Raw genomic sequence first — 22770 nt, forward strand, 5'->3', positions numbered from 1 at the left:
AAACATGGAGGAGATCATGCCACGGTGGGCTCACCTATGTATCGATATGCAGCGCATGTTCAACGAGGAGACCGCGTGGAACGTGCCATGGATGGCGAAGGTATCCGATCAAATCGAAGAATTGGCAGCAAGATTGACCGCCGAGACCGTCTTCACCCGTTTCATCCCGCCATACTCGGCGAGCCAGATGCCGGGTGCATGGAAGGCCTACTACGAGAAATGGGATCAAATGACGCTGGATCGCTTGCCCCGCGAGCTTATCGATCTGGTACCAGCGCTAGATCGATTTGTACCGCCCGCGCGAATATTTGATAAGCGGACCTATTCTCCTTGGATTGATGGACGCCTTCATCAGCTTCTAACGCACGACGGCGTTGATACTCTTATCGTCACGGGCGGTGAAACAGACGTCTGTGTCCTTGCGACAGTAGTGGGTGCGATCGACCTTGGTTACCGTGTCATCATTCCGCACGACGCAGTCTGTAGCGGAGCTGATGCCACTCACGATTCCGCGCTGAAACTGCTAGGGGTGAGATTTTCCGTGCAGGTGGAGGTGACTTCGACGGAAGAGCTGCTGGCGAACGTCGGCTAACTCCCGATGTGCACTTTGCGCATTCCCATTAGGTCACTAAGCCGCGCACCTCAGTACCCGAGCGTACGTGGAACTGTCTCGATGGATCCGAGTTAACGATGGCGTTTCAAGCCAAGCACTTATATGGGGGTCACATGCAGAAGGTCGCCTTGGTCACGGGTGCAGGATCAGGCATTGGCAGGGCCTCGGCCCAGTCACTTGCTTCAGAAGGCTATTGCGTCGGCTTGCTTGGGCACAGCCAGAACGATCTTGACGCAACGATGCATGAAATCACCGAAAACGGCGGAAATTCCTGTGTCTTGAATGCTGATATAGCCGATCAAAAACAGATGGAAGAGGCAGCCAGCGAGTTGGTGCAACGCTACGGGGGCCTCGACGTCGTCGTGGCGAACGCCGGAATCAACGGCGCGTGGGCTCCCATCGATGATCTTACGCTGGAAGAATGGAATAAAACCATCTCCACGAACCTTACCGGGACCTTCCTGACAATCCGCGCTGCGGTCCCGTTTTTAAAGCGTTCGGGTGGTGGGTCGATCATCGTGGTTTCGTCGATCAATGGGACCCGGACCTTCACAACGCCGGGTGCGACTGCATACACGGCGACCAAGGCTGCACAAGTCGCCATGGTGCAGCAGCTGGCGCTCGAACTCGCTCGTCATCACATTCGCATCAATGCAGTCTGCCCAGGTGAGATCGAGACGAATATCGACGCAAACACCGCCCTTCGTCAGGAGGAGCAGACCGCTATCCCGGTTATCTGGCCGGAAGGCCAGGTTCCTATTACAGGCGGCAGACCCGGCAAAAGTTCGGACGTGGCGGCTGTCATCGCGTTCTTGGCATCAGACAAGGCAAGGCACATCACCGGATCACCAATCTGGGTCGACGGGGGACAGGGGCTTTTGCGATGAAGACCGAGCAGACTTGGGGACCGATCGTCTTAAAGGACGGTCGTACACGATTTCAGATTTGGGCCCCCTCCCAAGCTCGCGTCTTACTTGAGCTTGATAACAGGCTCATCTCCATGGCGAAAACCGAAGATGGTTGGCATCGCACGGATGAACAAGCCACTGCCGGCACCGCCTACCGCTTCGTCCTCGGCAATGGTCACAGGATTGCAGACCCGGCGTCGCGACGACAATCCATGGCGCTGGACGGACCTTCGATCCTAACGGACGCCAATAAATACAACTGGCAGGTCGGTCGCTGGAAGGGTCGAGACTGGGAAGAAGCCGTGATCTATGAGTTGCACATAGGGACATTCACCCGCGACGGAACTTTCAAAGCGGCGGCAGAGAAGATCGCATATCTGGCCGAGATCGGATTCACTGCCATCGAACTCATGCCGTTGGCACACTTTCCAGGCGAGCGCGGTTGGGGTTACGACGGGGTCCTCCACTTTGCCCCGCACAACGCGTATGGCACTCCGGACGATCTCAAAATGCTAGTCGATACGGCCCATTGCCATGGTGTGATGGTGTTTCTCGACGTGGTCTACAATCATTTCGGTCCGGAAGGTAATCATCTTGGTGACTACGCACCTCAATTTTTTCGAGACGACGTCTCCACGCCTTGGGGCGCTGCCATCGACTTCCGCCGACCTGAGGTGCGCGCCTATTTTGTTGAGAACGCCCTATACTGGCTCACAGAGTTCCGTTTTGATGGGTTGAGGTTCGACGCTATCGATCAAATAAGGGATCAAAGCGATCTGCACATCTTGGAGGAACTTGCCCAGCGCGTGCGATCCGAGATCAATGGTCGAAGGATACACCTGATAACAGAAAACCCGGCAAATAGTACGGACCTCACAGCGGAACGGCTGAGCGGACGTTTGTACAGCGCTGACTGGAATGACGATTTCCATCATGCGATGCATGTTGCCGTAACCGGCGAAAAGACGGGCTACTACGAGGCCTTCGACCAAGACCCTTGGCAGCTTCTACGAAAAATTGTGACGCAGGGGTATCTCAATCCGGGCAGTGGCGTCCTCACAGACAATCCACCACCTTCCGCTTCTCTCCTGCCAACCGCTTTCATACATTTTCTGCAAAACCACGATCAGGTCGGTAATCGCGCTTTCGGTGACAGGCTGCATCTCGGTATCAATCGACAGCTGTACCGCGCACTCGTCGAAATGCTTATGCTCTCGCCCCAAATCCCAATGGTGTTCATGGGAGACGATCATCTTTCACCTCGGCCTTTTCACTTCTTTGCGGACTATGGAGGCGAAATGGCCAAGGCGGTTCGCGACAACAGACCAAAGGAAGCTTCAAACTTTGGCGGCATTCCCGAGGGAGCCTCTGCCTCTGATATCCCAGACCCCAACGACATGACGACGTTCAACAAGAGCAAGCTTGACTGGAACGATAATGAAACCGAGGGAGGGGCAGCTTGGTCGAAATTTTTAGCAACTCTGATTGGAGTGCGACAGCGGTGGATCGTCCCGTTGCTGAAAGACGTATCGGAGCACTCGAGTTCTGCGCTTGATGCGCCTGAAGGCTGTCTGTTTATCGACTGGCGACTGGGGACCGCCACGTTGCAGATTCGGGCAAATCTTTCAAAGACCAACCTTCCACGACCGGACGCGGTGGGCTCCAAGATTTATGAAACCTCCCGTTGCGTAGGCTCGGATATTCCCGCGTTCTCTGTAGAGGTCTGGGCGTGCTCAGGCTGACGGATTGTTCGTCGACATGCGCTTTGAACGAAAATCTTCCGCGCGTGGGACAAAGGTCGTTTCCACAGATTGAATGGCTAGTCGCACTTCAAGATGCCAATCTGAGAAGGCTTGCTCTACAGGCCGACAGCGACAGAGAACGCTTGCGAGTGTTCAGGGTTGCACAGGTCGGTCGTGCAAATGTTTGCGATCCTGCTCCGCGTGACCAGCAACGGGATTTCCAAATAAGGTGAGGGATACGGGAACCTGTTCCTGTGACGCAGGTTTGGCCTGCGCACCGGAGGAACAATTATGGGATATCGCTTTGGCTCTGTCGCGATTGTGGCGGCAATCACACTCGTTTCGACAGCACAGGCCCAGCAGGGCGACGGAACGGACGTCCAAATCACCACTAACGTATTCAAGCCGAACAAAGTCCAACCGACGAGCGACCGGTTAGGTCAGCTGAAGCTTCCTACGGATTTCACGGTACAGACCTTCGCAAAAGGTCTTGGAAATTCGCGAATTATCGCCGTTTCCGAAAAGGGTGACGTCTACGTCAGCCGTCGCGAAGAGGGAGACGTCCTGTTGCTCAAGGACGTTGACGGCGACGGAAAGGCTGATGCCGCTCCGATCAAGGTCGCCTCCCGAGCGCAGGCACACGGCTTGGCAATCAAAGACAACAAGCTTTACCTCGTCACGGTCAAGGAAGTTTTCGTCGCAGATATCAAGGAGGACGGGACGCTTGGCGAAATCAAGATGATCATCGGCGATCTCCCGGATGCGGGGCAGCACCCGAACCGCGTGATGGCGTTTGGACCGGACGGGATGCTTTACATCAGCGTCGGTTCGACGTGCAATGCCTGCAATGAGAGCAATGCAGAGAACGCAACGATCCTTCGCGTTACGCCGGATGGCAAGAGCCGGACGATCTTCGCATCGGGTCTGCGGAACACGATCGGCTTTGACTGGAACCGGCAGAGCGGCGAGCTGTGGGGTCTCGACCACGGTATCGATCTACTCGGGGACGAGGTCCAGCCCGAAGAACTCAATCGTTTGGAACAAGGCAAACAGTATGGCTGGCCACATGTCTTTGGAGCCAGTGACATCTATCCGCAATCCACCCCGGTCGGCGGCCTGACGAAGGAACAATGGCGAGATCAGAGCGAGCCCATGGTTCTTGGCTACGTGGCACATGCCGCACCAATGCAACTGAAATTCTATAGCGGATCAGCCTTTCCCGCCGAATATCAGGGCGATGCGTTCGCGACAATGCGTGGCTCTTGGAACAGGAACCCGGCCTCGGGCTATGAGATCGTTCGAATTCGTTTCGAGGACGGACAGCCCAAGAGCATCGAGCCGTTTCTCACGGGCTTTCTCTCTGACGGCGGCAAGACCCATTTTGCCCGGCCGGTCGGCCTTGCCGTCGCAAAGGATGGAGCGCTCTTGATGGCAGACGACGCCAACGGCGTCATTTATCGCGTTAGCTATAACGGCGATGCAAAGAAGGCGGTGGGTTCAAGAACCGCGCCAGCCAAACCGATGGAAAACCAAGCCGCGAGGGGCGTTGAGGTCCCGCTTGCCAAGGATCGCCCGGCAACGAGGACTGAGGCATCGCTTTCGGTTTCATCCGATTCCTTCGCTTCTGATGCGGCAATTCCCAAAAAGCACAGCGAATATGCCGACGGCGTCTCGCCAGCCATTCGCTGGAAGGCTGTGAAAGGTGCGGCGTCTTATGCGATTGTTATGGAAGACCCAGATTCGCATCCAATCAAGCCGTTCGTGCATTGGGTGGCCTGGAACATACCCGCAGGCGTGACCGAGCTGCCGGAAGGACTACAGGAACAATTGCGGATTGTTGAACCTGAGGGCGTGCTCCAAGGTCGCAACAGCTCTGGGACGCATGGATACTTCGGTCCGAAGCCTCCCGTCGGCGACCCCGTACACCATTACCATTTCCAGGTGCTGGCCCTCGATGCACTTCTCGATATCCCAGCGACCTCTGATCGTGACGCGTTTCTCGAGGCTGCCTCCGGGCATGTCATCGGCAAGGGAGAGCTTGTCGGAACCTACGGCCAGAGCATTGAGCCGCCCCAAAAATAACCTTTTCGTTCGAAGGAGCTGTCATGTCACTTAACATCCACCCAATCCGTTCTCTCGGTGCCGCCGCAGCTCTCTCGCTTCTCGCGACGGTGGCAATGGCAAGTCAGGCAAAGCCCGATCCGCAGATGCAGCCTGTTCTCGACGCCTTGAACGCACTCCAGGCCAAGCCTTTTCACACACTAAGCGTTTCGGATGCCCGAACGCAGGCCAGTCCAGCTGACGCTGCTCGCACCGTGCAGCGCGATCAGAAGGTCTCGCCTTACCCCGAGGCGAAGGTTGCGACAAAAGATTTTGCTATCCCCACCGCTGGTGGCGCGCTGCCCGCGCGAGCCTATATCCCGGAAGGCGAAGGGCCGTTCCCCGTTGTACTATACTTCCATGGCGGCGGCTGGGTAGTTGCCGATCTCAACACTTACGACGCAACGCCTCGGGCCCTTGCGCTCGGTTCAAAAGCCTTGGTGATTTCGGTCGACTATCATCATGCCCCGGAGAGCAAATTTCCGGCCCAGCATGACGACGCGTGGGCCGCGTACACTTGGCTCGTGGAGAATGTCCACACGCTGAATGGTGATGCCAAGCGCGTTGCAGTCGCCGGCGAAAGCGCAGGGGGTAATCTAGCCGCGAACGTGGCGCTGATGGCAAAAGAAAAGAAGACGACGATGCCGGTCTACCAGCTGCTCGTCTATCCAATCGCGGGCAACGACACGAACACGCCGTCATACCAGGAGAACGCCAACGCGCTGCCTCTCGGAAAAGCTGATATGGAGTGGTTCATCTCGAACGTCTTCACGTCGAAAGACCAAACGTCTGATCCCCGCATAAACCTCGTCGGAAGGAAGGACCTTAAGGGGTTACCGCCCGCAACCGTAGTTACGGCGCAGATCGATCCGTTGCGGTCGGAAGGGCAGACCTATGCAAAGAAGCTGGGAGAGGCGGGGGTGAAGGTCAACTTGATCAGTGTCGATGGGGTGACTCACGAGTTTTTCGGGATGGCGAAAGTAATCGACAAGGCGAAAACCGCAGTCGATGCCGCCAATGCCGATCTCACCAAAGCTTTTGGGTCCGCGAAATGATCAAGGAGAACAAGATGCGCATCCTCCCGTACATCACACTGACCGCCACCCTTTTGGCCCAGCCGTTGACGGCCGCCGAGATGAAGCCGGAGCCGACCGGCGATGCGGCGCCTATGATGATGATCGACACGAATTCGTTCGTGAAGACAGTCGCAAGCGCGAACGAATTCGAAATACAGTCGAGCGAACTGGCTCTGAAGGACGCGACCAACGCTAGCATCAAGGATACGGCAACGATGATTATCGCCGATCACAAAAAGGCCGGTGACAAGTTGAAAAAACTGCTTGAGGCGAAAAAGCTGGAGACGCCGCCTATGGAGCTCGCCCCCAAGCATCAGAAAATGTTGGATCAGTTGAAAGGCGCTAAGGGCAAGGATTTCGATATCCTATACCTCGATACGCAGGCGCAAGCGCATTTGGAGGCGGTGGGCATTTTTCGCACTTATGCCGGGTCAGGGGACAATCAAGCGATCGTCGGATTTGCCAAAGAAACTCTCGCGGCACTGGAAACTCACCTCGCACACATCAAAATGATTATTGCTGAAGAATAGGCGGTTTGGAGAACTCGCAAAGTTGCGAACGCGCGGTCACATAGTTGCGAGTTTCTCGTATCTCCGATCAACCCCGTAAGCTTCTGGGCAACCTCACTGAACGGGATTGCATTATCGAAAACGATCTTGACCTAGCGGAGGAGGGCCGGTGTTTGAAGGGTTTAAACTAAATTTCATCGACGTTGGCCCCGGAAAACTCAGGGTTCGCTATGGCGGCGCGGGTCGGCCGCTTCTTCTGCTTCACGGACATCCGAGGACACACATGACCTGGGGTCAGGTTGCTGACATCCTTGCCACCCAATTCACGGTCGTTTGTCCTGACCTCAGAGGTTTCGGTCAATCATTTCAGCCGAAAGATGCCGAGGGCAATGTCAATTCTTCGAAGCGCGAGAAGGCGAACGACTGCGTTGCCCTCATGCGCTACCTTGGACATAGCCGGTTTTCCGTAGTCGGTCATGATCGCGGTAGCTACGTCGCATTTAGGTTAGCGGTAGACCACCCGGACGCAGTTGAGAAAGCTGTTGTCATCGACAGTGTGCCGATCATCGAACACCTGGAGCGAACGGACTGGCAGTTCGCTCGGGATTGGTATCACTGGTTCTTCTTCGCACAGTCCGAGAAGCCGGAGAGGGCAATCAACGCGGACCCATTGGCCTGGTACGACAAGCTGTCGCCGAGTTTGATGGGTCAAGACGCTTACCAGGACGTCATCGCGGCCGTATCCGACCCGAGTGTAGTCCATGGCATGATCGAGGACTACCGGGCCGGACTCACTGTCGACAGGCGCGATGAGATGGAAACGCGCGCATCCGGTCAGAAGATACTGTGCCCGCTGCTTTGCTTGTGGTCAAAAAAAGATGACCTCATTGAGACTGTGGGTGACCCTCTGCAAATCTGGAAGAGGTGGGCGACAGATGTTCACGGTTTCGGGATCGACAGCGGGCATCACGTCGCCGAAGAAAACCCTAATGACCTGGCGGCGGCGCTGTCCCGGTTCCTTGGATCATCGAAGATTATGTGCTGAGCCTTCCAAGGCGGTGAACGAACGAGCTAGGCGCAGCCGCGTGAGCGAGACGGCGTACTTCGTCCATAACTCTTGCGTGAACACCTTGAATTGCGACGGAACCATCTACGCTGACCGAGCTTGTAGATTGGTCTCATCAGAAAGGTGTTTGTTTATGGCTTCCGCCAACCAGTTCGATATTCAGAACCCACTTACTCAATATCCGCAGCCCGAATTCCCGAAGCAGCCTCAGCCCGTTCCAGGCCTTGCCAGCAAGATGGAGCCCCTTCCGGACCACGGTGAACAAAGCTACAAAGGTCTTGGCCGTCTAAACGGCCGCAAGGCGCTCGTCACGGGCGGCGACTCCGGCATCGGTCGCGCTGCGGCAATTGCTTATGCGCGCGAAGGCGCCGCCGTTGCAATCAATTACCTCCCCGAGGAACAGTCGGACGCCGATGAGGTCGTTAAACTGATCGAAGCCGAAGGTCGAACGGCTGTAGCCATTCCCGGCGACTTGAAAAGCGAAGAATTTTGCAAAGAGTTGGTTTCGAAAGCACATGCCGCGCTCGGCGGTCTCGACCTACTCGTGAATGTCGCTGGGCGGCAGAAGGCGATCGATAGCATCGAGGATCTGACCACTGAGCAGTTTGACGAGACGTTCAAGACGAATGTTTATGCGCTGTTCTGGGTATGCAAAGCAGCATTGCCAATGATGCCCGCTGGCGCGACGATCATCAACACAGCGTCGATCCAAGCTTATCAGCCGTCGGAAACCCTCCTTGACTACGCGCCAACCAAGTCCGCCATCGTCGCTTTCAGCAAGGCGTTGTCGAAACAGGTCTTGTCCAAGGGCATCCGGGTCAATGTTGTTGCCCCAGGACCATTCTGGACCCCGTTGCAGACGTCGGGTGGCCAAACGCAGGACGTTATCCAAAAGTTCGGTAGTGAGGTTCCTATGAAGAGACCCGGACAGCCTGCGGAATGCGCTCCAATCTACGTGTTTCTGGCCACTCAAGAGTCGAGCTACATAACTGGCGAAGTGTTCGGTGTAACAGGCGGCAACACGCTGCCCTGATGCTCACTTCATTGATTCCGAAGCGATCCCACGGCTTTCTCCCGCTAGAGCACTACGCTGCTATCGGAGATGGCAGGTCGCTCGCGCTTGTTGGAGCCGACGGATCGATTGACTGGTGGTGCGCGCCCGACATGGACTCGCCCCCATTGTTCAACAGGCTGCACGACGCCTCTGGCGGCAGGTTTTCCATCACGCCGAGAGAGCCGTTTCATATCGAGCGGCGCTATCGCGAGAGCAGCAACGTGCTTGAGACCGTGTTTATAACAGCGACCGGCACGGCACGGATCACGGAATCTCTGAACAGCGGGGTAGCGGGGCGTTTGCCCTGGTGCGAGCTGGCGCGGCGGATCGAAGGCTTATCTGGACACGTCGCCTTCGATATTCGGCTGACACCCATATGTGCACGGGGGTCAGTCCGCCGCATTGATCATTCGAATGCGGCGGTTCGCTATATCGGCGATCTCGTAACTACATTTTGCCACGAGCCAGAAATCGAAATCACCGAGGATGAGGATACTCTCACCACTGCCCGGTGGACGGCTCATGCAGGTGATGAGACGTGCGTTGCCCTTCTTGTGTCAGATCAGGCACCATTGGCTATCCCGACCCTTTGCGAAGTCAACGCGCGTATCGATCTCAGTGATCAGGAATGGCGTCGGTGGACGGAACAGCTCACCTACGACGGCGTCTTTGCGGCCGATCTGAAACGTTGCGCTCTTTCGTTGAAGTTTTTGGTGTTCTCGAAGACCGGGGCGATCGCCGCGGCCGCGACCTCTGGCCTACCTGAACGCATCGGCGGCGATAAAAATTACGACTATCGCTATGCCTGGATTAGGGATGCCGCCTATACCATCAAGGCACTGTTACGCGCCGGCGCTCTTCAGGAATCGATCGGCGCATTCGGGTGGCTTGTACGCACCCTTGGCAAGGACGAACCAAGGCCGAAGGTCGTCTATACCCTGGCCGGGAAGGAAGTACCGGACGAGAGCATCATCGACGTTCCGGGATACAAGGGCTCTTCTCCTGTTAGAACCGGGAACCGCGCCAAGGAGCAGATCCAGCTTAGCTGTTATGGCGATATCCTCGAAACCGCATCGCTGTTCGCACAAATGGGGCACGTTATCGATCCCCACGCGGCGAAATTGCTGGCACGCCTTGCTGATCAATGCACGGAGCGATGGAAAATAAAGGATTCTGGCATCTGGGAACTGGAGGACGAACAGCACTATACGTTTTCCAAGATCGGGTGCTGGCTGGCTCTCTCAAAGGCCGCACAGCTGGCGCGTGATGGTCACATTGCCGGCGACGCCGACGGCTGGGAGCTCGAAAGTGAGCGCGTCAAACAGTGGATCGACGAAAATTGCTGGTCAGAGCAAATGCAGTCTTACACCTTCTATGCAGGTTCTCAAAAGCTTGACGCCTCACTCTTACTAACCACCCGGTTCGGTTTCGAGCACGACGAACGGCTGTCCAGAACCCTCGTTGCGATCGAGCGCAATCTAGCCGTTGGGCCATTGGTGTACAGATACACGGATGCCGACAAGGAAGAGGGCGCTTTCGTCGCCTGTTCGTGTTGGTTGGTGGAAGCCTATGCATTCCTAGGCCAAGTCGACCAAGCCGAGGTTTTGTTGAAAGCGCTTTTGGGAAAGCTCGGCAACAACTTTGGAATTCTCACTGAGCAGATCGACCCCGCCACCGGCGAAGGACTGGGGAACCTCCCACAGGGCCTTAGCCATCTCGCTTTGCTGCACGCGATATTTTCCATCGAGGAGAACCGATGACCGTTCACGCGGTTCGGTATCGAATGTAGTGCGGATCAGATCTGAGTGCCAACATGCATTACGTCCTCGGGACCGTCTGACCTGACCATGCGCCGTCTCTTGGTCGGTGGATCACGAGGTGGGTGGAACGCCGAGAAGGATCGCGTGTAGAGGGCGAGGTCGAGGCCGCCGTGAAGCGAGAGGGCAACCCGCGCGAAAAGGTCAATGCCTAGTTCGAGAACCGATGATATGCCTGAGAGACCTTCAACAACTCCAGACAATCGAACGCCGCGATGTGCTTAAGGAATGGAGGAAACGAAAAGGCCTAGAGCGGCGACGAATGTGATTTTTTAGACTTCGACGCTCTTTTTTGACGAAAGTGGCTCCCGTAGCCGAAACCGCTTTAGTGGCGGACCGTTCTCTTTCCATGATTGATGAAAACAAGAACGTAACAAGCGACAAGCCACAGGAAACGGTGTCGTTCGCGTTCGACCGGATGATCGTCGCCCGGTTCCGCGAGGCTTTTCCCAACGCCCGTTGGAGCGACGCGCTGAAGGCCTGGACCGTTCCTGGCGTCACAGCTCGCCGCCGCATCGACAAATGGCTCGCATCCGAAGCAAATCGGCACGATCCCTACGAGCAGGAGCGAGGCCGCGACGCCTATCAGTTCGAACCTATTCTCAGCCCCTATCTTGACGTCATCGCGACTGGTTTCCTGATACGCACTCCATATTCGCGCACTGTGGTAGACGAGCTTCGGCAGATACCATTCGCGCGCTGGAATGGCGACGAGAAGGCCTGGGAAGTTCCCTACGCTTCCTACGACAATCTCCAGCATCGATGGGAAGTGATCGAACGAGCAGCAGAGAGAGCTGAGCCTGAGGAGCGACGCAAGCGCGCCCAGGCCCGCAAGGGAACCGATGGAGAGGCCAAAGCCAAACGGAAGGTGTCTGAACGAAGGAAGAAGCGATTACCCGTACCGAGTTACGATCTTCCGCCGTTGGAACGAGCAGTCGCGACCAGCGCCTATGGGATCGTCGTTTTGACAGAGATCACTGGGGAACTCGTCGATCCAGAAGAAGTAGCCGAGCACCACCCTGGTATCGATGACGAACGCGTTTGGGCCGGATGGCGGGCAGCCACCTTGGATGAGCTTGTTCATACCTGGCCGGCGCGAACGGAACCGAGCGATTACGAGCGGCTGCGGGGATGGTGGCAGCCGACCTTAGAGGAACTGCGTCCGGCTAGATCGATGGCGAAGGCGAGGGAGCGCCGGCGGGCACGACAGGACCCAGCAACCAGATAGGCCCCAACAGCAAATTAAACCACAAGGAAATGGTCATGACCGACAACACTTGCACGCTCCCGACACCTGAGCAGCGTCGCTTCATCGAGATCAGGCAAGCCGCCGAACGCAGAATGCTTAAGACCGTATTCACAGCAATCTCAGACGCCGCCGCTGAAGTCGAACACGGCATCAAGGACGCTGGTCTGGACTTCGAGCCCACGCACCAGGACTACTTCACCTTTACCGTACAACAGGTTGCGTTCATTCGCCTATGCGGCGGTGATCCTGAGACGTTGCGCGGGGGCGATCCCGCCATCGGGGAGCGCATTTTGGGAAATGGTCACCACATCATCGACAACTACTGGCGTGATTAGGTATCGAAAGAAATAAATCCGGACAGGATTATCAATGACGCCCCCTGTCATGGATACTTCCGTGCGGGCGGAAAGCCGAAAAAGCTTTATCATGTGGCGTCCGAAACAGCTTGAGCAAAGCCTTGTGTCTGTTCACCTGTTTGCGAGAGACAGGTGGGGAGAGCGATGATGACTGGACGTGAAGCCGACGTATGCGTCGCGGCGGCTGTGATCGAGAAGACCACCCTCGGTTTCCATTTGTCTCGCTACCCAATGCTACGCGGCCGGGTCCCGCCTTTTTGACGTTCTTTCCGGCGCTAACGATGGATGGGGTGAGGACAGGTCCACCTTGCGTTCTTTGCCTTTTGAACAGGGAGATGTCCGCAGGATTCGCCAGCGAGACCTCCGACACATCGGTCGAAAAGCAAAGCTCGCTGAGAGGCAGCGACCCGGGCTCCTTACCAATTGCAGTGCCCCTCCCATGCATCTAAATTGGTGGGAGGATCTGGAGCGCTGATCTTGTGCGCTGCCGGCGTGGCGGTAGCGCCGGGACAGAGGGCCGACCTTCGCGTCCGGCCCTCATGTCGCCCAAATTGCTTGTCTATTTTGGTGGTTGTCAATCGACCCCCGCCAGAGTTGACGCAAACCTGCGATAGGAATGCAGCGGCCGACCAAGCAGTTTGACCAAACGCTCGACGTCTCCCTTTTCCGGGATCATACCGTCACTGACATATCGCTCGGCCATCAGGCGCATTTCATAGGCAGTCCATTTCGGCATGAAGGTCGCCATGTTCCGCTCGAAGCTGCTCGGATCGTCGCCACCGTAGATGATGGGACGACCGAGAACGTCCGACCAGATGGCAGCAAGGCCTTCTCCGGTGAGCGTTTCCGGTCCAACAAGGTTGATCGTCTCTATTGGCAGCTTTCCAGGCGCTTGGTCCCGACGGATCAGTTCAATCGCCGCCACCTCGGCGATATCGCGTGCATCCACCATCGCGACACCCTTGCCGCCGATCGGCATAGGATAGACGCCCTGAGTTAGGACGACATCTTTGATCATGACCTCGTTGTCGATGAAGTAGCTCGGGCGCAGGATCGTCGCGCTGAAATCCATCGCCTTGAGCATTCGCTCCGCGCCGGATTTCACGGCGAAGTGCGGAACGTTCACAGCGCGGTCGGCATCGAAGACCGACAGGTAAACGACACGCTCCACGCCGGCTTCTCTGGCAACGTTAAGGGCGATGATCGCCTGAGCAAACTCGTCGCCCGTTACGCCATTAAGAAGGAAAAGCGTGCGCACACCTTTGAATGCGTTGCGTAGTGAATCGAGGTCGAGAATCTCACCTTGGACCACTTCGACGTCGATCGGGACGTTCGCCTTCGAAGCATCGCGGGTTAGGATACGCACCTTGGCGCTGCGGGAAACAAGCTGCTCGACGACATGACGGCCAACGCGGCCGGTTGCACCGATTACGAGGATTGTCATGGAAGTTCTCCGTTGGTTGTTGACAACCCGAATATGAATGGCCCACTGTTGATCCAACAGACAGATAATCTAGACACCCCGTCCCACTGGTGGAACACTGATGGATCTCCTTGGTCTTGCCGATTTTATTCTGGTTGCCCGTCATGGCGGTTTTGGCAAAGCGGAGAGAGCGACCGGTCGTCCTAAAGCCACCCTCTCTCGACGGGTCGCAGAGCTGGAAGCCAGTCTTGGACTGCGGCTCGTTGAACGAGGTGCCAGAATGCTGAAACTCACTGAGGAGGGGCGGGCGCTTCACCAACGGGCTGGAGCGCTCCTCACTGAACTGGATGAGACGGCCTCCGCGATCGCGGCGGGCGGAGACAAACCTCGCGGAAGGCTGCGCATCAGTGCACCGATGCTATTTTCACAAACGGCAATGGGAAAACTCGCCGCCAGCTTTGCTCTCAAGTATCCGGAAGTGAGGCTGGAGGTTACCACCGAGGACCGCCTGGTCGATATGATCGAGGAAGGCTATGATCTAGTCATCCGCGTTGATCCCGATCCTGACAAAAGCCTCGTCGGCCGCGTCTTCCTGCGAGACCGGTTGGTTTTGGTCGCACCTGCAGGAATGGCGCACCCAAAGGACGGCGCCGTCGTTCCCGCCATTGTTCGCGGCTCTCTTGCGTCGACGAAGACGTGGGCCATTACCACCGATACCGGTTCGATTACGTCCATCCATATTGAACCCATCCTCAGTCTCTCGTCATTGCTGAATGTTCGCGACGCTGTCAGGATGGGCATCGGAGCAGCCCTATTACCAATCTCCCTCGTCGGTCAGGATATTGCGTTGAACAAGGTCGCCAAGTGGGGAGAGGTCAAGGGTTCGGAGATCGGGCTATGGGCACTTCATCCGTCGAGACGCTTGCTCAGCGCTCGCGTGTCCGCTTTCCTTGATCACTTGAAGAGTGCCTTTCCTAATGGCAAGCCCGACGAGCTATCCGCCTACATCGATGGATGAAATCTAAGACAAAGAGACCGGATGGCCTCCAACCCGGTCACTACTGATTGACGATTTCAGGCTTCCAGGTGCCAGATCCATGACTGAAAGCTCAGCGCGGCGCCAGAATTCTCTCCTTGAACGATGGTTGGATCTTGTTGCGGTGGAAGGCAAGGCGCTAGTCCATCTTAACGACGTTACGAAAATAGACTACCCCAAGGATCTGCTCTTGGCCGTCTGCGATCTCGAACCGCATATGATCGATGCGTTGATCGCGAAGAACACGTTCCGCAACTATTTCTCTTGCGGAGAGTGTGGCTTCATTTATCGCAGCTTCTAACGAAGGAAGCTCGATCCCTTCGACATCCGCGTCGTATTCTTCGTCGGAACGGATGTGGAAAAAGTATCTCATTGCGATCCCCCGGTTTGGCGGGAAACGAGATCGGGCGCAAGCTGTTCCGTCGAGCATCAAAATCCCAATGCAGAATCTCGCCGAAAACATTGCATTTACGATATATGAAGCCCACATTGACCCAGTTAGCTGGGCGACGTGCTTTGGACCTACGGAGCCCGCACGACAACATCGCTGGGCCAACGACCGGCTTCTCATTCCACAATGCCGAAAGCGCCTTTTGGTATGATCGGCCATCAAGCGTAAATCGCCACCAATGGTGTAAAGAGCGGCTGCACGGTTCTGAAAGACCCGGCTCGTCCGAAAGAACGACACTCTTCCGTCCCGGATGAAGCGGCAGCGGCTCTAACGTCGGAATTGTTGAGATCCCTCACCAGGGACTATGCGACAATCGTCGGCGCGATGTTCTAATTTTTTTTGGAAACCCAGCAACTCTCCGACCGTTGAGCGTCAAGATGGAATGCAGCTTGTGTTCGACCTGGTTGACCGCACGTTGGTTGTTAGTTTCCGCGATACTGTGAAAATGCTTGGCCCCTTCGAGAACCGGAAGGCGGCCGTTCGCGCAGGGGCGAAATATTGCCGAGAACGCGGGTGGGTCGACACGGCACGTCCTGCAAGATCCCACTAAATGGTTAGCTCGCGCACCGCTTGGGTTTTGCACTGTCTATCGAGAAAGTAAGCCGTAAGGCGCTCCGCCGCCTTTTGCCGGGTCGACAAGGAGCAATGTCGGTGTCCCGCAGTTCGCTCTCTGACAAAGACGTTCAAATTTTTCCGAGATACCACCGGTTTCCGCGTTAGAGCGCCTGCACGTAAAGGCATCCGGAATCGTCCTGCCAAAGCGGTCATTTTCGGCGCTTTGGGCCACATCTGGAACAAATTGGTTGTAGCGCACGTTCTTGCGTTTGTTGAAATCAATCGTTCAGGGGAAATTCGTCATGGAAGATGCAGGTATTGGCTGGATAGCGGCAATTATCATCGGAGGTATAGCCGGTTGGCTCGCTGAGATGTTTATGAAATCAAGCATGGGTGTCCTTATGAACATCCTACTCGGTATCGTGGGGGCGGTCGTCGCCAACTTCATTCTCTCCCTGTTTGGCATCGTGCTGGGCGGTTGGCTCGGTTATCTGATCGCGGGCTTCATCGGCGCATGCATACTCATCGCCGTTGCACGAATGGTTCGGCGAACCGCTTGAATGCTATGATGCGGCGGTCTTCGGCCGCCGCATCCCCCGAAAATTTCCAAACATCGGCTTCGAAACAACGCGTTCGAGCGCGCGTCCTCGAACCTGAAGCCTCCTTTTCAATAGCTCGACAATTTGCTTCTTTAAGTCGCTGAAACGTTCGAAAAGCAACACTGAGGGACCAGCACGCCCTTGGTCGCCGGCGACGCGCACCGCGTTCCCGCTGACAACAGCCGAAGCGAGATCATGTTTCCCTAGTGTCGTGAGCGTTGCAGCTTTGAAGTCGCTCCTCGTTTTGTATCCCGGCACTCTGCGCCAGCGTTAACTATTTTTATCACATAATTTGAACGGTTTAAGTTCTGAAGCGTTGATCCGCCCGAAGAATGTTAACTTCTCGGGGACGTTATGAAGACAATCGCCTCTATCGCTTTTGGTTTGGCCTGCGCCGTTTGTGCGTCCTTCGGTGCAGCGTCGGTGGCCTCGGTCGTCGTCAGCGCGCCTGACAGTGCACCACGCATGAGCCATGGGGCTTCCGACTTGTGGACCACGACACCGGTAAAGATCGATCGGGCCACGCAGTCGTTCGAGCGTTTGCCCGTTGCTTTGTCGACTTATGCGATATCCCCTGTTCCCGTATCCAGACCAGCACCGCAGAGGCAGCAAAAGATCGAAGAGCCGAGCGACAATGCAGCAACCTTCTCTAGCGATCATCTGAATTGGTGTGCCAATCGGTACCGGTCCTTTAGCGCGAAGACAAATACCTACAGATCCTTCAGCGGTGATACAAAAAGCTGTTCCTCACCATTTGAGCGACGGCCATTTGGCTGAGGTCAGCATTTGGATCACACGGTAGAAACTTCCTCTCTCCAGGAGACCATGGCGGCATGGTGCGCCGCTTGCCATCAGTCAAGCAGATGTGAAGATAAATTCCTATCAGCCTCACGGCGACCACAGACGAGATTGCCAAAGCCTAAATTCCCGGGATCGAGATCGCGCCACGCTAGGCTCAAAGTTCGGGCCATCTTCGCACGTCCGCAAGCTCAACACCTATGGACGTTGCGAGAAACGCCTTGAAGGGCCGCAAGGTAAAGTGCCGAAAAAAGGTCGCAACTTCGCAACAAGAACGAGCTGCGGGAGTTTTATCCTGACGAACCAACTGGAGACACATGATGGCAGATGATAGCACCGTCACGATCCGAGCGACATTCGAAACGCGGGAAACTGCGGATATCGCCGTGGAGCACCTCGTTCAGCAACTCGGTATTTCGAGACCCGACGTCTTCGTCCAATCCACCGTGGAGGAGAACACATCAGGATCAAGGGTTTCGGGTGGCGACGCTTCAAGAGGCGGCGCCGACCGTAGCGACGCGCAACTCGCGGGCGACGTTGAGGTGTCTGCAGACATCTCCTCCATGCAGATCGCAAAGGTTAATCGGATCTTCGGAGATTTAGGCGCGATACGCGTATCGAGAAGCTGAATGGTGGGACACGCTGCTCCCCGATCGGAACTCCGGCCACCCCGCCCATATATTGCTGATCATTCTCTTGGTCGTGGCGCGGCCCCAAGGTCGCGATCATTGAGAGCCCTGCGTAGCTTGTCACTTTTGACGTGATGACGATTCTCTCGCAGGCAGTGAGGTGCTGAAGCAAATGCGGCTCAAGTGAGTGGTGGCCTGCGGCGAAAAGCATCGGCGGCGGGATGATAAAAGTACGATGCCTGCCGGAACCGAAACGACCCAAAAAGCCATCGCGTTTTTCAAAATCATTTGGAACACGAGCGCCGGGTGGAAGTTCATATACCGAGATCGTGAGGATCTCTCAAGAAGGAGAATGTTATGGCATCCACAGGCACGGACACGTCGCATTCCAAAGGCGGCGCCAAACCAGGATCAACCAAGAGTGCATCTTCCACGACGAAGAGTGCAAGTTCGTCTGGCAAGCAGGGCGGCTCACATGAGCAGCACGTAAAGGCTGGTGAGCAGAGCCACAAGAATTCGAAGTAACTTCGAAGCTTTTCTTCGAAATGTTCAACGGGCGCGGATCACTCCGCGCCCGAACTGTTTCAGTTCAGGTGATCTGCGGCGAAGCTTTCCCAAGCTTTACAGACGGCTCGCGTCCCCACACACGGAGCTTGCCGAGATCCTCGATAAAGGCCGCGACGTCCTTGCCACCTGACAACTGGACCGTGCCCTCGTCGACCTCGCTGGCAATTCCAGCTTTTTCCAACAGCGGGATGGCGGACTGATCGTACCCGATATACTTGCAGTGTTGGAAAGCGTCAGCGACAAAGTCGCGGGCGGCGGCTTCCTTGACGAGATCGTCGATTGCCTGATGCGACGTTAGAACGACAACCGCATCGAACAGCACCGACGGTCCGCCATCTATCATATGGTTTGCCTCGATGAAGTTGCCGTCGTCGGCAGTGACCCCGCCCACCTTTGGAGCGATCAACTCCACGACGGCCTTTTCGGCGACAACTGCCTTCGTTATTGCCTTTAGAAGCTTCGCGTCGACACCATCGGAAACGAGGATGCCGAGCTTACGTCCTTCAAACCGCTTGGGTCCGCGCTCAACAATGCTGAGCGCGGGCGAGGGCTCCAGATCCTGACGAGTAGGCATGGCAGCGTCGGCCGGTTTTGGCATCGACTGGAACCCGAGCTTCTGCGCAACCGTGGTCGCAAGTGTCTCGTCGATGTTCAATAGATGGGACACCATCCGTTCACGGATTGCCACATTCTCGACCTTGCTGAGTTCGAAGGTGAGGGCCATCGCGATGTGGCGCTGTTCGGCTCCGGTCTGGCTGATGAAGAACTGCCGAGCCTGGCTGTAGTGGTCCGCAAAGCTCTCAGGACGCAGCCGCACCTTCTGGCCTTGCTCCTCGGCGGGAAAGTGCCGATAGCCTTGAGTGGGGGATTCCCGTGGGCCTTCGCCGCGTGAATTGGGCTGGTAGTTCGTCCGGCCGACAGGGTTGCGCATTGCCATGTGGCCATCCTGCTGAAAATTATGCATGGGACACTTCGGCGCGTTGATCGGAAGGTGCGTGAAATTCGGGCCACCGAGGCGTTTCAACTGGGTATCGAGATAGGAGAAGTTTCGGCCCTGCAGCAGCGGATCGTTGCTGAAGTCGATACCCGGTGGAACGTTCTGCGTCATGAATGCGACCTGCTCCGTCTCGGCGAAGAAGTTATCGGGCATTCGATCGAGCACCAGGCGGCCTATTGGCTTGACTGGCAATATCTCCTCCGGAATAATCTTAGTGGGGTCGAGAATGTCGAAGTCGAACTCATCGGCAAAGTCCTGGTCAAAGAGCTGGACTGCAAGCTCCCATTCCGGGAAGTTGCCTGACTGGATCGCGTTCCAAAGGTCGCGGCGATGGAAGTCCGGATCGGCGCCATTGATCTTGACCGCCTCGTTCCAGGCCACTGATTGCAGACCCAGCTTCGGCTTCCAGTGAAATTTTACGAATGTCGACTTGTCCTCGGCGTTGACGAAGCGGAAGGTATGGACGCCGAAGCCCTCCATGAAGCGGAGCGACCGGGGGATCGTCCGGTCCGACATGATCCACATCACCATGTTCATGCTTTCCGGCGTGAGGCTGATGAAATCCCAGAAGTTGTCGTGAGCGGTCTGTGCCTGCGGGAATGCACGATCTGGCTCTTGCTTGGCCGCATGGACAAGGTCAGGGAACTTTATGGCGTCCTGAATGAAGAATACCGGGATGTTGTTGCCGACCAGATCCCAGTTGCCTTCCTTGGTGTACATCTTGACGGCAAAGCCGCGCACATCGCGAGCGAGGTCGGCAGACCCTTTGTTTCCGGCGACCGTGGAGAAGCGTACGAACACGGGCGTCTTCTCTCCCGCCCGCTGGAATACAGCCGCACGCGTGATATCCGACAGGCTCTCGTATGTCTCAAAGAAGCCGTGGGCGCCATAGCCACGGGCATGAACCACGCGCTCTGGGATGCGTTCATGATCAAAGTGGAAAATCTTCTCGCGGAAATGAAAGTCGTCCACGAGAAGTGGTCCACGCGCACCGACGCGCAGCGAATTTTGATCGTCGGCGACTGGGCCGCCCTGCGACGTGGTAAGCACCTCTCGGTCGCCTTCGGCATACTGATGGAGTTCGCCTCCGGCGCCACGGTGAAGCTGCTGGTCGTGAATGTTAACGGTAACGTCAGAAGAGACGGTGGATGCTGGTTTCGCTGGACGCTTGGCCATGTGGATACCCCTTGTTAAACGGACAACTACGAAAAGGCCGCCCTCCGGGCGGCCTTGGGTTTCACGGTTCAGGGCCTCAAGCGGCCTTGCTGTTGCCGGCGGCGTTAGCTTGCGACTCGGCAAGCTGCGTCAGTTTTTTATCAGTGGCCTCTTCCTCGGCCAAAGTGGCTTCCAGCAGCGGAACGGCGTCCTTTAGACCAAGCTGCTTTGCCCACGCGATCAGCGTGCCGTACCGTGCGATTTCGTAATGTTCGACGGCCTGCGCCGAGGAAATGAGACCGGCATCCAGTGCAGGCGAGCCCTTGAATTCTTCCATGATTTCCTCGCCCTCGGCGAGAATGCCTTGGATAGCTTCGCAGGTCTTGCCGCGCGCCGACTTGCCGAGGATGTCGAATACCTGCTCGAGCCGCTCGATCTGTCCTTGCGTTTCGTCGCGGTGCTGCAGAAATCCCGCCTTGCCTTCTTCCGACTGTGCGGCGCGGGCCATTTTTGGCAGCGCTTTCAGCACCTGCTTTTCGGCGAAATATATGTCTTTAAGGGTGTCGAGAAAGAGGTCGTCGAGTGTCTTTATCGGTGCCATCATATCCTCCGTTGATTTGTTCGTCCCATGACGGCCGCCGCGCGTTAAACGTGCAACCGTGTTTCTGCAGGGACGGTATCTAACCTTCCTGCGATGCGTTGGTTCCTGTCCGCTACCGGACGGACCTGAACAATTTGGTCCAACTCATCGATCGATCGCCGCTCACGGTGAATGACCGTCGGCTCCGACCTAGCGATCCGGATCAATCAACCCGAGCAACTCGAATCCAGAGGTGGGCTTGGCTAGAAACGAGATCCCCAAGTCGTCGTCATGATGTGCGAGTGTGATAAGCCCTGACGTCACAATGATTTTGGTATCTGGCCAGTGAGATCGGACCTTTGCCGCCAAGCCAAGGCCATCCAAGCTGCCAGGCATATCGACGTCGGTGAAAAGGATATCAATTTCGTCGTTCTTGAGATGGACCAACGCTTCGTCGGCGTTGCCTGCTTCAAACGTCTTGTATCCCGCTTGGTCGAAGAAATCGACGAAGTTGAATCGAAGCTGGGGATCATCCTCGACAATAAGGATACTCCGGCTCTTGCTACTGTCGCTCCCGTTTTGACGCGCGCGCGAGATGACTTCAGCGCCGTCGCTCGAAGCGCGTGTGCGCTCGAGCAGATTTCGTTCGAGTACCGCTTGTGACCAGTGTTTCTCGTCTTGACCAAAGGGGCGTCCGGCCTGCTCCCAAAGGGAGTACGCCCGAGCGGCAGTCCAATCGTTCCTGTTCTCGTCCATGATCGTTTCTCGCAGGCGTGGTGGATTTCTCGTGTTAACTGATGCAAGACCGGCTCGTGCTGCCCATCAGCTTGTGACGGCTGCGCAATGGCGAGGCGCATTGGCATGCCCTGATGCCTCAAGGCAGCCCGTCCGGTCAATTGAGGGTCTAGTTTGATCTTACTTGTTCAAGTCCTTCGCCATCATCAAGTGATGTTCTAGGGCAGGGCGTGTTTTCGCAGCCCACGCCTTGAGATCAGAGTTCTCGCCTTCCTCGCCGTACCTCTTGAACAGATCGACCGCATCCTCATGCGCGTCCTCCTGTTCCGAGCGATACTGCTTTGCAAAGTCCTCGCCATTCAACTTCTTAAGGTCGTCGAGCATGCTCTGCTGCGCCGAACTCATCGAGGAAGGGATCTTGGCTTTCACCTTGCCGCCTGTAACCATGGCCTTCAACTCATCCGACGTTTTCGTATGATCAGTGATCATCTGCTGAGCGAAACTCTTCGTGGCTGAATCTTGCGAACGCTCGACAGCAAGCTTGCTGGATTCAATTTCGAACATGTCAGAACTCGCAGCTTCGGTCACGAAGTCTTCGGTCTTGGGCGCAACGCCCATTACGGAGTTGACGCCGGTCTTTTCAGCTGCGGACTGGGCAAGAACAGGCGATGCGAGAATGACCGCGAGGCCGGCAGCGGCGAGGGCGATTTTCATTGCGGGGTGCTCCTGTTAGGCGGTTCGAGAGCCCCCTTAAC

21 protein-coding genes are annotated in these 22770 nt (G+C 56.4%); 15 read left to right on the forward strand and 6 right to left on the reverse strand.

What is annotated here, in order from left to right:
• Window positions 1-4: 4 nt before the first annotated feature.
• From QTL96_RS13305 to QTL96_RS13355, 11 genes are all read left to right on the forward strand, one after another.
• On the forward strand, window positions 5-592 hold the full coding sequence (locus QTL96_RS13305; protein ID WP_289727995.1) for a cysteine hydrolase: 588 nt from the start codon (window positions 5-7) through the stop codon (window positions 590-592).
• Between the two features lie 134 nt (window positions 593-726).
• Entirely contained in the window at window positions 727-1500 is a 774-nt protein-coding gene (locus QTL96_RS13310) for an SDR family NAD(P)-dependent oxidoreductase (protein WP_289727996.1), read from the forward strand.
• Window positions 1497-3263: a malto-oligosyltrehalose trehalohydrolase gene (gene treZ, locus QTL96_RS13315; RefSeq protein ID WP_289727997.1), complete on the forward strand. Its 1767-nt coding sequence runs from the start codon at window positions 1497-1499 to the stop codon at window positions 3261-3263. Before QTL96_RS13310 ends, treZ begins: the two co-directional genes overlap by 4 nt.
• A gap of 291 nt (window positions 3264-3554) precedes the next feature.
• Window positions 3555-5345 (forward strand): YbhB/YbcL family Raf kinase inhibitor-like protein, encoded by a 1791-nt coding sequence (locus QTL96_RS13320; RefSeq protein WP_289727998.1) that lies wholly within the window; start codon window positions 3555-3557, stop codon window positions 5343-5345.
• Window positions 5346-5368: 23 nt separating this feature from the next.
• Window positions 5369-6418 carry an alpha/beta hydrolase gene (locus QTL96_RS13325; protein WP_289727999.1) on the forward strand — a complete coding sequence of 350 codons (1050 nt, stop codon included), beginning with the start codon at window positions 5369-5371 and terminating at the stop codon, window positions 6416-6418.
• 14 nt (window positions 6419-6432) lie between these two features.
• Complete coding sequence (locus QTL96_RS13330) at window positions 6433-6969, forward strand: DUF4142 domain-containing protein (protein ID WP_289728000.1); 537 nt, start codon at window positions 6433-6435, stop codon at window positions 6967-6969.
• 148 nt (window positions 6970-7117) lie between these two features.
• A complete protein-coding gene (locus QTL96_RS13335) occupies window positions 7118-7993 on the forward strand; it encodes an alpha/beta hydrolase (RefSeq protein WP_289728001.1) in 876 nt (291 codons plus the stop codon).
• Between the two features lie 154 nt (window positions 7994-8147).
• A complete protein-coding gene (locus tag QTL96_RS13340) occupies window positions 8148-9047 on the forward strand; it encodes an SDR family oxidoreductase (RefSeq protein ID WP_289728002.1) in 900 nt (299 codons plus the stop codon).
• Window positions 9047-10828, forward strand: coding sequence for a glycoside hydrolase family 15 protein (locus tag QTL96_RS13345; protein WP_289728003.1), 1782 nt, complete (start codon window positions 9047-9049; stop codon window positions 10826-10828). The genes QTL96_RS13340 and QTL96_RS13345 overlap by 1 nt, the downstream gene beginning before the upstream one ends.
• Before the next feature lie 406 nt (window positions 10829-11234).
• Window positions 11235-12113, forward strand: coding sequence for a hypothetical protein (locus tag QTL96_RS13350; RefSeq protein ID WP_289728004.1), 879 nt, complete (start codon window positions 11235-11237; stop codon window positions 12111-12113).
• 35 nt (window positions 12114-12148) lie between these two features.
• A complete protein-coding gene (locus tag QTL96_RS13355) occupies window positions 12149-12469 on the forward strand; it encodes a hypothetical protein (protein WP_289728005.1) in 321 nt (106 codons plus the stop codon).
• A gap of 595 nt (window positions 12470-13064) precedes the next feature.
• Here the strand turns inward: QTL96_RS13355 and QTL96_RS13360 are convergent.
• Window positions 13065-13934, reverse strand: a complete 870-nt coding sequence (locus QTL96_RS13360; RefSeq protein WP_289728006.1) for an NmrA family NAD(P)-binding protein — start codon at window positions 13932-13934, stop codon at window positions 13065-13067.
• Window positions 13935-14034: 100 nt separating this feature from the next.
• On the opposite strand from QTL96_RS13360, the gene QTL96_RS13365 reads away from it, so the two are divergent.
• Window positions 14035-14931 (forward strand): LysR substrate-binding domain-containing protein, encoded by an 897-nt coding sequence (locus tag QTL96_RS13365; protein WP_289728007.1) that lies wholly within the window; start codon window positions 14035-14037, stop codon window positions 14929-14931.
• 157 nt (window positions 14932-15088) lie between these two features.
• On the opposite strand, the gene QTL96_RS13370 is transcribed toward QTL96_RS13365, so the two are convergent.
• Window positions 15089-15322, reverse strand: a complete 234-nt coding sequence (locus QTL96_RS13370; protein WP_289728008.1) for a hypothetical protein — start codon at window positions 15320-15322, stop codon at window positions 15089-15091.
• Window positions 15323-16257: 935 nt separating this feature from the next.
• On the opposite strand from QTL96_RS13370, the gene QTL96_RS13375 reads away from it, so the two are divergent.
• The 3 genes from QTL96_RS13375 to QTL96_RS13380 all read left to right on the forward strand — a co-directional run bounded on the left by QTL96_RS13375 (window position 16258) and on the right by QTL96_RS13380 (window position 17981).
• The gene (locus QTL96_RS13375; RefSeq protein ID WP_113199187.1) at window positions 16258-16515 is read left to right on the forward strand and encodes a GlsB/YeaQ/YmgE family stress response membrane protein; all 258 of its coding nucleotides are present in this window, start codon (window positions 16258-16260) and stop codon (window positions 16513-16515) included.
• 504 nt (window positions 16516-17019) lie between these two features.
• A complete protein-coding gene (locus tag QTL96_RS31265; RefSeq protein ID WP_354669136.1) occupies window positions 17020-17331 on the forward strand; it encodes a BA14K family protein in 312 nt (103 codons plus the stop codon).
• A gap of 341 nt (window positions 17332-17672) precedes the next feature.
• Complete coding sequence (locus tag QTL96_RS13380; RefSeq protein ID WP_289728009.1) at window positions 17673-17981, forward strand: hypothetical protein; 309 nt, start codon at window positions 17673-17675, stop codon at window positions 17979-17981.
• Between the two features lie 589 nt (window positions 17982-18570).
• On the opposite strand, the gene catE is transcribed toward QTL96_RS13380, so the two are convergent.
• The 4 genes from catE to QTL96_RS13400 form a co-directional block, all read right to left on the reverse strand.
• On the reverse strand, window positions 18571-20721 hold the full coding sequence (catE, locus tag QTL96_RS13385) for a catalase C (protein ID WP_289728010.1): 2151 nt from the start codon (window positions 20719-20721) through the stop codon (window positions 18571-18573).
• Window positions 20722-20797: 76 nt separating this feature from the next.
• Complete coding sequence (locus QTL96_RS13390) at window positions 20798-21301, reverse strand: ferritin-like domain-containing protein (RefSeq protein ID WP_289728011.1); 504 nt, start codon at window positions 21299-21301, stop codon at window positions 20798-20800.
• A 189-nt stretch (window positions 21302-21490) separates the two neighbouring features.
• Complete coding sequence (locus QTL96_RS13395; RefSeq protein ID WP_289728012.1) at window positions 21491-22036, reverse strand: response regulator; 546 nt, start codon at window positions 22034-22036, stop codon at window positions 21491-21493.
• 159 nt (window positions 22037-22195) lie between these two features.
• Window positions 22196-22729 (reverse strand): DUF4142 domain-containing protein, encoded by a 534-nt coding sequence (locus tag QTL96_RS13400; protein ID WP_289728013.1) that lies wholly within the window; start codon window positions 22727-22729, stop codon window positions 22196-22198.
• Between the last annotated feature and the right edge of the window lie 41 nt (window positions 22730-22770).

Source organism: Rhizobium sp. S163, assembly GCF_030380805.1.
Classification (GTDB): Bacteria; Pseudomonadota; Alphaproteobacteria; order Rhizobiales; family Rhizobiaceae; genus Rhizobium.